This is a genomic window from Psychrobacter sp., assembly GCF_035469765.1.
In the GTDB taxonomy this organism is placed as follows: domain Bacteria; phylum Pseudomonadota; class Gammaproteobacteria; order Pseudomonadales; family Moraxellaceae; genus Psychrobacter.
In genome coordinates this window covers 1-10613 of the sequence record NZ_DATIRM010000266.1, presented here as the reverse complement: position 1 = coordinate 10613, position 10613 = coordinate 1, and the positions used below count along the sequence as shown (strand labels likewise).

Below are 10613 nucleotides of genomic sequence, written 5' to 3'. Positions count from 1 at the left end.
TATAAGCAATGTTGGCAGCTGCTCAGTTAAGATACTTTGGTTATAAACAGTGGTTTGATTAAGGCGTAAAATGGTTGTCGCATCTGCTTGCTTTTGGATAGCTAGCGTACGACTATCATTAAGATTGGCATGCACCGTGGTAGCACTTTGATGGTGCTGAATATAACGTTTAGGCTGATGATGACGGAAGCTTTTGCCTCTTGATAACAAAAATATAGCTTCAAGTAACGAGGTTTTACCACTGCCATTAGCGCCGATAATGACGTTGCAAGCAGCAGGTGATAAATTGATATGCGTTAGATTACGCAAATAAGAGATTTGTAGACGTTCAATCATAATAGTGACAGCCGCCTATAAAGCCTGATTACATATTAGCAGGCAAAAGTTCGATAAAATTTAAAATTGCAAGCTTTGAAATTTTAGTCCATCAACATAATTAAGGTTAAAACCCATAATAATTATGACTCTCAACCTTAATTATTTACCATTTAAAGAATAAACTATATGCGCATTGGCATAATGACATACTGATGGAAGTCATCATTTAACTGATTAACCAATACCGACGCATTTGATTGACTCATATGCATTTGTAAGTCGCCTTGGATGACACCCAGCACGTCTTGTAGATAAGCGGCATTAAAGGACAACTCCATTGGTTCTCCTTGATACTTAGCTTGTATCATCTCAACCGCTTCATCTTGCTCAGCGTTATTCGCGCGTACTTCTACCATGCCATCACTGGCAAAATTAAAGACCACCCCGCGAGATTTCTCATTACTCAAAATCGCTACACGGCGCAGCACATCCATCATTTTTTCTTGATTAAATAAAGCAAGCTTGTCGGTATTGCTTGGCATCACACGACGATAATCAGGGAATTTACCATCAATCAGACGCGCGGTAAAAGTCACCATCAAATCTTGACTGACTTGACCTGCACTATCCACATCACCAAATGGTAAACTGACTTGTAAAAACTCACGACCAAAACTCAACGTGACGGCGTTGTCTTTATCACCAAGCATTTTGCCCAGCTCGGTAGCCAAACGCTCAAGCTCAATTACAGCCTTACGTGGCAAGATAGCCTGCATATTTAAATCTGCATTGACGTCAATAACGCTACGTGCTAATGCCAGTCTATGACCATCGGTTGCAACTGTCGTTAATTGCTGCTGTGAAACATCAAATAGCATACCCGTTAGATAATAACGGACATCTTGAATTGCCATTGCAAACTGAGTTTTATGAATTAAGTCAGTCAAACGGCTGCGGCTAATCGTTAATGGTGTGATATTTTCAGGATTGCCCAAACTCGGATAATCTTCACTAGGCAATGTACCTAAGGTAAAACGGCTCTTGCCACTGGTCAATAAGCAGCGTTGGTTTTCTTGAGTTGTCAGACTGACTTGTGCTTGAGCGGGTAAAGATTTACAGATATCTCTTAATTTGGTTGCAGGCAATGTCGTCGCACCTGCTTCAACACAAGCACCAGCAGGCAATTTCAACGTCGATGTCAGCTCTACTTCTAAATCAGAAGCAGTCAAAACAAGCTCTGACTCAAATAGCTGTAGCTTGATATTACCCAAGATAACCATATTGTGGCGTTTATCAGCAGCCTTGGCGATCAAATTAATGGCTTTTAGTAACGACTCTCGATTAATCGATAATTGCATGCTTAGTTACTCTTATTTGATTGATTTTTTTATAAAAATAAAAAATACTGACCTAATATACCTTGTCTACTGACGATAATCTATTAGGGGTCTGTATACGCCTATTTTCAACATTATAAACCATATTTATCTACTAAAATATAGTGGTAGCTGAGCCTTCTAACCGGCTTGCAACATCAATGCTAAGGTCTTGTAATCTTTGTCAAACGCTGGATCGGCGGCACGTAGCTCATTCACTTTATCACAAGCATGCATCACTGTTGTGTGGTCACGTCCCCCAAAGAATTGTCCAATCTCAGGAAAACTCTCGCTAGTCAACTCTCGCGATAGTGCCATCGCTATTTGACGTGGTCTAGCAATACTACGCGTACGCTTGCGTCCGAGCATATCTTTAATCGTCACATCGTAGTATTCAGCAACGACTTTACGAATATTGTCCATATTGACTGCTTGTACGCGCATAGCAACGATGTCTTTTAACGCATATTGCACCATCTCAAGAGTAATAGGGGCACCGGTTAAGTTGGCATTAGCAAACACCTGATTTAAAGCACCTTCCAAACGTCTTACGTTAGAAACGACATTTTGAGCGATAAATAACGCGCACTCTTTAGGTAAGCTCATGCCATACGAAGCGGCTTTTCTTTGTAAAATTTGTACGCGCGTATCAATTTCAGGTGGATCAACTGCCACCGTTAAACCCCAAGAAAAACGAGATCTAAAGCGCTCATCAAATTCAGTCATTTGTGATGGATGACGATCGGATGCCAAAATCAGCTGTTTATCACCACTAGTAAAATCTGCAAATAATGTTAAAAACTCATTACTGCTTTTTGTCTTTCCAGCCAATACATGAATATCATCTACTATTAACAAATCTACTTTTTTTATTTTCTTTTTAAAGTCTTCTATTTTATTATTTCTTAATGAATAAACTAATTGATTAATAAATTTTTCAGAAGTGAAATAATAAAAACTTTGATTATTTTTTAAATAGCGATGAGCTACAGAATGCATTAAATGCGTTTTTCCCAAACCAGAAGGTCCATATATAAATAAAGGATTGTGGCGATTCTTTGATTGGCGTTTGCCAAGCTCGTAGCACGCCTTATAAGCAAGGTTGTTAGACTTACCTGTGACAAAGGTTTCAAAGGTAAAATCAGGATTTAGGTAACTTAAGGATTTTGCGTCAGCAGAGTCAACTGCTTCCGCATGACGCATATTGGCATCAATATCTGCTTTGGCATTATTATGATGAATCGTTTCAAAATCATGATTTGAAGGGGTGGGGAAGAGGTTATCTTCTGAGAATAATGATCCCGATTGCAGCGAGCTACTATCATCGATATCGCGACCAGCGTTATCAACACGTACAATAACTTCTTCAATACTTCCCTGGCTATGCTTAGCAACCAGCTGCTGAATATCCTCTAAGTGGTTCTTTTTGATGTAAGTTACAAAATAATCATTAGGTGCAAGAATGATTAAGGTGTTGTTTTCTTGATGAGCTGACAATGGTCTTAACCACATGGTAAACACGTTATCTTTGACATGATAACGTAGGTCGTTTAGGCATTTATCCCAAATATTTGCTGTATCTATCATGAATATCAGTAGCCCTATAATTCAAAGTATTAACATTTTTTATTGTAAGAATCGATCAAATCAGATTTAAAAAAGGCGTTGAGGCTTACGTTAAACAACCTATCACAAAGTGACCTAATATCCTATATCGTGTAGGAGGGTAATTTACCATAAATAACCTGTGGATAAAACCTTGTTTTTTGGGGATAAGGTTGTGGATAATTTTGTGGATAAGTAATAACATTAAGTTATCCATATTTAACCCACAGGTTATCCACAGGGTTACCCATAGCCTATATTTTTGATTGTAAAGGGAAATTAATACTTAACCACAGAAAAACACCGTCCCAATAACAACAATATCTATATATATTAATTAATTAATTATTATAGAGTTCGACAAAAATTGTGGATAACTTAAAAATCATCGCCAATAAGATCAGTTATTTTTAGACTAGATAACAATATTTACATCAAAGGATTTGTCAATTTCACAGATGATATCTAACTTCTTAAATAAACTTTTGAAATACTTAAGGTTTCTACAGCCAGTAAAAAAGCAGATAGCGCTATCATGCTGCTATAAAACATAATCAATAGTTTATTGACCCACATCTTGTTCAGTGATATAATCCTCCGTTATTACGAATTTAGTCCATTATTTTGATAGGTGAGTTATGAAACGTACATTCCAACCAAGCGTGATCAAGCGTAAACGTACTCACGGTTTCCGTGCTCGTATGGCAACTAAAAAAGGCCGTCAGGTCTTGGCTCGTCGTCGCGCTAAAGGACGTCATCGTCTTACTGTATAATCAGTAGATTATGGTAAGAATGGCTTGTTGTGTGTCTATTATTTATAGATTGCGATAGTCAATCACCACAACTTATTCCTAGCCATATATTAAAAGCGCCCACATCGGCGCTTTTTTTGTCTTTATATTTTCTCATTACTCATCATCATGCTATTGTCTCTCATAATAGGTTGTACTATGTCTAATACTGTTTCAGCGAGCACTACCGCCCGCTTCACTAAAGAGCAACGCCTGCTCACCCCTGCAGCCTTTCGTGAGGTGTTTGATGCACCTGAGCGCAAACTGCATCAAAGCCACTTAATGGCATTTATACGCACTAATACTCATGACACTCCACGAGTAGGTATGGCGATCACAAAACGTAAAGTACCTACTGCGGTTGCACGAAATTTAGTCAAACGTCAAATACGTGAGCAATTCCGAGTGAAGGCTTCTAGTTTAGAAAATAAAGATATTGTTTTTATCATTAAAAATTCTATTAAAGGAATAAGTAATACAGAATTAAAGAACGAGATAAATAATATCCTTAAAAAAATAGAAAAAAGATAATATGAATTTTTTTATAAAAATTATAAATAAATACTTATATAAATTTGTTTATGGTTTTATTATTTTTTATCAAAAAATAATAAGCCCAATGTTACCTGCTCGCTGTCGATATTATCCAACCTGTTCAAACTACGGTAAGCAAGCTTTAGCATGGCATGGTACTTGGCATGGTACTTGGCTATTATTGAGACGTATTGGTCGCTGCCATCCATTAGGCGGACATGGTATTGATTTCGTGCCGCTACCTTTAGCTTCTTATTGCTATCAATATGTATCCTTTAATCTACCAACTCATGGAAAGTTTCATGGTTTATATGTTTATAGAGACAGTAACGGCTATGTTGCTCGCCTAAATCATATAATGAAATTAACATAAAGTTCGTTAACGACTGCCCCTTTGTGGATATCTATTTAGTTACCCACAAGTTATCCACACTCTTGGTATCATTGTCAGACGTTTTTTAGTAAAATGATGAACATTTTATGTGATTGACTGCAGGCATTTGCTTGAGCCATCTGGCTTAATGCTGTTTGCAGCCATAACACATGCCCTAGTTTTTACTCCCTAATTTTTTAATCTAGGAAAGGTTTATGCAAAAGATATTTCGGGTGATGATCATCATTGCGATGTTAATCACCGCTTATCTGCTGATTTTGGCATGGCGTGATGATTATGCAGATGCCCCAGCTGTAGACACGGTGCCAGAAACTGCAACTTCAGTAGGAGCTGATATACCTTCTACTAGCGGTGCAGCAGGTGATATTCCAGTACAGACGCAACCTGTCGATAACGATAAAGTTGATAATGGTACTGTGACAGCCACACCTGCTACCGATGCAGGACTAATCACAGTCACTACTGATCGCTATGACATCAAAATCAATCCAGAAGGCGGTGACATCGTTTATGCTGCGCTAAAGCAGTATGATGCGACCCTTGATAGTGATAAGCCTTTTGTATTGCTAGAAAATAACAGTAACCGTGTTTATGTGGCTCAGTCTGGTCTGATTGGTCAAAATGGTATCGATACCGCAGAAGGTCGTGCCAAGTACAGCCATACCACTAACAATTACGTAATGAAAAAAGGTCAGCAAACGTTATCAGTGCCGCTTACGTACAAAAAAGATGGCGTGACAATTACCAAGACCTTTACTTTTACTCAAGATAAATACCCTATCGACATCAGTTATCAGATTCAAAATGCCTCTACAGCGGCGTGGCAAGGTCAGATGTTTGCCCAGCTAAAGCGTGATGATAGTAAAGATCCTGGTATGTCTGATAAAGGCGCGCTAAGTATGGCGACCTATTTGGGCGGCGCTTGGGGTACACCTGATGATCCATATAATAAGCTGAAATTTGGTAAATTTAATGATGGTGAGTTGATTACAACCAGTGATAAAGGTTGGGTTGGCATCGTACAGCACTACTTTGTATCAGCATGGACACCTGAAAATTTTACTGGTAAATTCTTTAGCCGTGAAACGGGTGATGATTATTTCATTGGTTTTAACAGTCAGCCTGTTAATGTTGCGCCAAACAAGCAAGTAACTTTGAATGCGACGTTATATGCAGGTCCTAAGGTTCAATCTGAGCTTAAAGATGTGGCAGCAGGATTGAATCAGACGGTTGATTATGGTCTATTATGGCCAATCTCAAAGATACTATTTGCTATCTTGGATGGTATTCATAAAATCATTGGTAACTGGGGTTGGTCGATCATTCTACTGACTATCTTGGTTAAATTCGCATTGATGTGGTTCTCAAATAAGAGCTATTACTCAATGGCGAAAATGCGTGCCATCGCACCACGCCTTGCTGCATTAAAAGAAGAGCATGGCGACGATCGTATGAAAATGTCGCAAGAAATGATGGCAATGTACAAAGAGGAAAAAGTCAATCCAATGGCGGGTTGTCTGCCAATCTTGATGCAAATGCCGATTTTCTTAGCCTTGTATTGGGTGCTAGTTGAGAGTGTTGAGTTACGTCATGCACCGTGGATTTTGTGGATTCAAGATCTATCAGCGATGGACCCGTGGTTTATCTTGCCACTATTAATGGGTGCATCGATGTTTATTCAGCAGCAACTTAATCCACAGCCAGCTGATCCGATGCAAGCGAAAGTCATGAAATTCTTGCCGATTATTTTCACCGCGTTCATGCTGTTCTTCCCAGCAGGTCTGGTACTATACTGGACAGTGAATAACTTATTTAGTATGACGCATCAATATATCGTCAATAAAAAAGTAGAAGAAGAGCAAAAGCTTCGTACAGTTAAAGTACTCGACTAATGAAACATTTGTTATTCTAAAACATAAAAAAACCATCGCTACAGCGGTGGTTTTTTTATGTCCTTAATGTCATATCTGGTATGAATACCTACTTAAGACTACGCCATAGTCGCTGCAGCCAAGCTAGATGATATTGGAAAGGACTTATAATGAGGAGATTGCGCTCTTTAAATATTGTTTTGTCAGTGTGCGTTAAGCCGTCTATAATGGAGTTTTTAGTTATTGAGAGTGCTTGTGGATTCCCAAGAGTTGGCGTTAGCCGCCCCTGAGTCATCAAAAAATCTCGGTTTGTCGAGTCTACCTACCATTGCAGCTATTGCTACACCGCTTGGACGGGGTGGGGTCGGGGTTATTCGTCTGTCTGGCACACGTGCGTATAGCATTGCTTGCACGCTTACAGGAAATCAGCATTTAAACCGCGCATGGCAAGCTTCTGCCGATTTTATCAAGCAGATGGCACGGTCATCGATGAAGGGTTGGTGCTGTATTTTAAGGGTCCGCACTCGTTTACCGGCGAAGATGTGATTGAGTTACAAGGTCATGGTGGCATGATTTTGCAAAATCAGTTGTTGGCGCGCGTGTTTGAATTAGGTGCAAAACAGGCAAGTGCTGGAGAGTTCTCTTATCGTGCCTTTGATAATGATAAGTTGGATTTGGTACAGGCAGAAGCCATTGCAGATGCGATTGATGCAACCAGCGCCGCTGCTGCCAGTAGTGCTATTCGCTCACTGAGCGGTGAATTCTCGCAAAAAATTAATCAGCTACTTGAGCAATTAATTCATTTGCGACTTCATGTTGAAGCAGCCATTGATTTTCCTGATGAAGAAGACGTCGATTTTTTATCGGATGGTGTGATACAGGATAAGCTTGAGCAAACACAAGAAAAAATTCAGCAAGTACTAGCGACAGCCAAGCAAGGGCAACTATTACGTGATGGTATTCATGTGGTATTGGCAGGCAGACCAAATGCTGGTAAATCAAGCTTGCTCAATCGATTAGCTGGTCAAGAGCGCGCTATCGTCACTGATGTAGCTGGGACGACGCGTGATACACTACAAGAAACAGTCGTGCTCAATGGTCTGACGCTACATTTGACTGATACCGCAGGCCTGCGTGAGACAGAAGACACGGTCGAGCGTATCGGCATTGAGCGTGCGCGCACAGCGATTACTCAGGCTGATATGCTGCTGATGGTTTATGATGTCACCCGTGATCTTGAAGAAGAAATCACCCCATTACAGCTTGCTGAACAGCTATTTGGCGAGCTACCAGTAGCTAAGCGCTTATTAATTATCGCTAATAAAAGCGATTTATTAAACAATAATAGTAGTAAAGAAATAACGTCTATTTCGCAACAAGAGATTCATAATCGTGGTTACGAGCAAGTGAATGTTTCATGTGAAACAGGCGCAGGCATCAATGATTTAGTCGAAACTTTGTGTGCTAAAGTAGGGTTTCATCCACCAGAAAACAGCTTAATCGCTCGTACGCGTCATTTAGATGCGTTAAGAAGAACGGCTGAATATTTAGCAGAAGCTCATGAGCAGCTAACCGTTTTTAAAGCCGGTGAGTTAGTTGCTGAAAGTTTGCGTCAAGCGCAGCATAGCCTGGGAGAGATTACAGGCGAATTTAGTGCAGATGATTTGTTGGGCAAGATTTTTGGTAGTTTTTGCATTGGTAAGTAATCTTATTTACGGTTCTAAATGTGAATGATGTAGCTGTAAAGATAGGATTATGACTCGTTTAATAGTGCTTCATATAAAGACAAGGAAAGCCGTATGCATTGCCCCTATTGTAATGCGTCAGAGACAAAGGTAATCGACTCACGTCTTGCTGCTGAAGGCGCGCAGGTGCGTCGTCGTCGTTCTTGTAGTAGTTGCCAAGAACGCTTTACTACCTTTGAAGTGGTCGAAGTGGTTATGCCGCGTATCATCAAGTCCAGTGGTAAGATTGAGCCTTATGATAATGACAAACTACGACGCTCAATTCTGTTACCACTACAAAAACGTCCTATCACTATCGATGAGCAAGAAGGGATGATTAGCCGAATTGAAAAACGTGTACGGCAAATGGGTGAGCGTGAGGTCAGCAGTAAAGTGCTTGGCGAAATCATTATGAGTGAGCTTAAAACGCTTGATGATGTTGCTTATGTGCGCTTTGCTAGTGTTTATCGTGACTTTCAGGATATTGATGCTTTTCATCAAGAGATTGCCAATATACGCCCTAATGAAAAATAAGAATTACTTTTAAGCGTTTGATACTCTCTCAAGCTTATAATTTTATGCTACTCGGTAAAACCAACGATAATCACATCTCATTATTTATTAAGCCTTTCTTTATGTCGAATTCAAACCACTCTCAAAATGCGAAAGACCGCTATTTTATGATGCTTGCTATTGAGCAAGCAAAGCTTGGCTTGTATACCACTAGACCAAATCCCGCTGTAGGATGTGTCATTGTTCAAGCAGAGGAGGTTGTCGGTCAAGGTTTCCATCCTAAAGCCGGTCAGCCGCATGCTGAGGTATTTGCCCTAAAAGATGCTGGTATACGAGCAGTAGGCGCTACCGCGTATGTCACTTTAGAACCCTGTAGTCATACTGGGCGTACCCCGCCTTGCGCAAAAGCGCTGATAGAGTCTGGTATCATACGGGTTGTCGTTGCTGGGCTAGATCCAAACCCACAGGTCGCAGGTCGCGGGGTGAGGTTACTGGAGCAAGCAGGCATTGAGGTGACAGTTGGTGTACTTACCGCGCAGGCAGAAGCGTTAAATAAAGGTTTTCTAAAAGCCATGCGTACCCAAATGCCTTATGTGCGACTTAAGATTGCGACCAGCCTTGATGGTCGTACTGCGATGGCAACAGGTGAATCAAAGTGGATTACAGGTCCTGCTGCTCGTGAAGACGTACAAAAGCTGCGTGCGCAAAGTGGCGCTATCATTACTGGTAGCGAAACGGTTATCGTCGATAATCCACAACTAAATATACGTTCTAGCCAACTGGGTATCGCGCCTGAACAAGTTCCACATCCTAAAGTAGTGATACTCGATAGGCGCGAGCGCTTACAGCACAATCTACAATCGGATTACCAATTGTGCCGACGTACTGACACACTGTATTGGCGTGATAATAATTTGACGGAGTTATTACAAGTATTAGTCAGTGAGTATCAGTGCTACGATGTCTTGATAGAAGCAGGTGCCAGTGTTGCTGGTAGCTTTTTACAACAGCAATTGGTAGATGAGGTGATTGTATATCAAGCACCATGCTTGTTGGGGTCACGAGCGCGAGCAATGGTTGATATCAATCCTTTATCATTAGCTCAGCAGCTGCGCTTTGATACGAAAGTCATTGAACAGCTTGGTTCTGATCTGAAATTAACCTTATTGCCGATGTGATTTTTAATTGTTTATCCACAATCTTAAAGAAAGCTATGATAGTTGAGGATAAACAATGACTATTAATATTGGTTTCACATGAAACTGTGTATAACTTTGTTTCACATGAAACTATTAATTTTAAGATCATGTTACATATAGGTAAAGTATATTTAAATCAATGACTTATGTTAATACTATTAGTTATATAAGTATTGAGTACAAACAACATTAATTGTGGATAACTTCTTAATAACTAAGGGTTTCAAGCCTATAGACATGTATTACTCTTTACTTATCCACAGTTTATCCCGAAATATCTACGATATA

The 10613-nt window shown here is 40.0% G+C and carries 9 protein-coding genes and 1 pseudogene; 7 read left to right on the top strand and 3 right to left on the bottom strand.

Features of this window, described 5'->3' with window-relative positions; all coding sequences use genetic code 11:
* From VLN09_RS07535 to dnaA, 3 genes are all read right to left on the bottom strand, one after another.
* On the bottom strand, nt 1–336 hold a 336-nt coding region (locus VLN09_RS07535), incomplete at its 3' end, for an AAA family ATPase (RefSeq protein WP_325245198.1).
* Between the two features lie 164 nt (nt 337–500).
* The gene (gene dnaN / locus VLN09_RS07530; RefSeq protein ID WP_325245196.1) at nt 501–1676 is read right to left on the bottom strand and encodes a DNA polymerase III subunit beta; all 1176 of its coding nucleotides are present in this window, start codon (nt 1674–1676) and stop codon (nt 501–503) included.
* Nucleotides 1677–1835: 159 nt separating this feature from the next.
* On the bottom strand, nt 1836–3281 hold the full coding sequence (dnaA, locus tag VLN09_RS07525) for a chromosomal replication initiator protein DnaA (RefSeq protein ID WP_325245194.1): 1446 nt from the start codon (nt 3279–3281) through the stop codon (nt 1836–1838).
* Nucleotides 3282–3937: 656 nt separating this feature from the next.
* Between dnaA and rpmH the strand changes: the two genes are divergently transcribed.
* From rpmH to ribD, 7 genes and pseudogenes are all read left to right on the top strand, one after another.
* Nucleotides 3938–4072: a 50S ribosomal protein L34 gene (gene rpmH, locus VLN09_RS07520; protein WP_007394757.1), complete on the top strand. Its 135-nt coding sequence runs from the start codon at nt 3938–3940 to the stop codon at nt 4070–4072.
* Nucleotides 4073–4249: 177 nt separating this feature from the next.
* Nucleotides 4250–4621 carry a ribonuclease P protein component gene (gene rnpA / locus VLN09_RS07515; RefSeq protein ID WP_325245192.1) on the top strand — a complete coding sequence of 124 codons (372 nt, stop codon included), beginning with the start codon at nt 4250–4252 and terminating at the stop codon, nt 4619–4621.
* A gap of 1 nt (nt 4622) precedes the next feature.
* Nucleotides 4623–4997, top strand: a complete 375-nt coding sequence (gene yidD, locus VLN09_RS07510) for a membrane protein insertion efficiency factor YidD (protein ID WP_325245190.1) — start codon at nt 4623–4625, stop codon at nt 4995–4997.
* A gap of 215 nt (nt 4998–5212) precedes the next feature.
* Nucleotides 5213–6910, top strand: coding sequence for a membrane protein insertase YidC (yidC, locus tag VLN09_RS07505; RefSeq protein ID WP_325245188.1), 1698 nt, complete (start codon nt 5213–5215; stop codon nt 6908–6910).
* Between the two features lie 228 nt (nt 6911–7138).
* Nucleotides 7139–8595 (top strand): annotated as a pseudogene (gene mnmE / locus VLN09_RS07500) (tRNA uridine-5-carboxymethylaminomethyl(34) synthesis GTPase MnmE).
* A 93-nt stretch (nt 8596–8688) separates the two neighbouring features.
* Nucleotides 8689–9147 (top strand): transcriptional regulator NrdR, encoded by a 459-nt coding sequence (nrdR, locus tag VLN09_RS07495; RefSeq protein WP_325245186.1) that lies wholly within the window; start codon nt 8689–8691, stop codon nt 9145–9147.
* Nucleotides 9148–9248: 101 nt separating this feature from the next.
* On the top strand, nt 9249–10304 hold the full coding sequence (gene ribD, locus VLN09_RS07490) for a bifunctional diaminohydroxyphosphoribosylaminopyrimidine deaminase/5-amino-6-(5-phosphoribosylamino)uracil reductase RibD (protein ID WP_325245184.1): 1056 nt from the start codon (nt 9249–9251) through the stop codon (nt 10302–10304).
* The last annotated feature ends 309 nt before the right edge of the window (nt 10305–10613 follow it).

Excerpts from the sequence above, each read along its gene's own strand:
- ribD (WP_325245184.1), top strand. The coding sequence starts at position 9,249 with ATGTCGAATTCAAACCACTCTCAAAATGCGAAAGACCGCTATTTTATG.
- yidD (WP_325245190.1), top strand. The coding sequence starts at position 4,623 with ATGAATTTTTTTATAAAAATTATAAATAAATACTTATATAAATTTGTT.
- rnpA (WP_325245192.1), top strand. The coding sequence starts at position 4,250 with ATGTCTAATACTGTTTCAGCGAGCACTACCGCCCGCTTCACTAAAGAG.
- nrdR (WP_325245186.1), top strand. The coding sequence starts at position 8,689 with ATGCATTGCCCCTATTGTAATGCGTCAGAGACAAAGGTAATCGACTCA.
- yidC (WP_325245188.1), top strand. The coding sequence starts at position 5,213 with ATGCAAAAGATATTTCGGGTGATGATCATCATTGCGATGTTAATCACC.
- dnaN (WP_325245196.1), bottom strand. The coding sequence starts at position 1,676 with ATGCAATTATCGATTAATCGAGAGTCGTTACTAAAAGCCATTAATTTG.
- dnaA (WP_325245194.1), bottom strand. The coding sequence starts at position 3,281 with ATGATAGATACAGCAAATATTTGGGATAAATGCCTAAACGACCTACGT.
- rpmH (WP_007394757.1), top strand. The coding sequence starts at position 3,938 with ATGAAACGTACATTCCAACCAAGCGTGATCAAGCGTAAACGTACTCAC.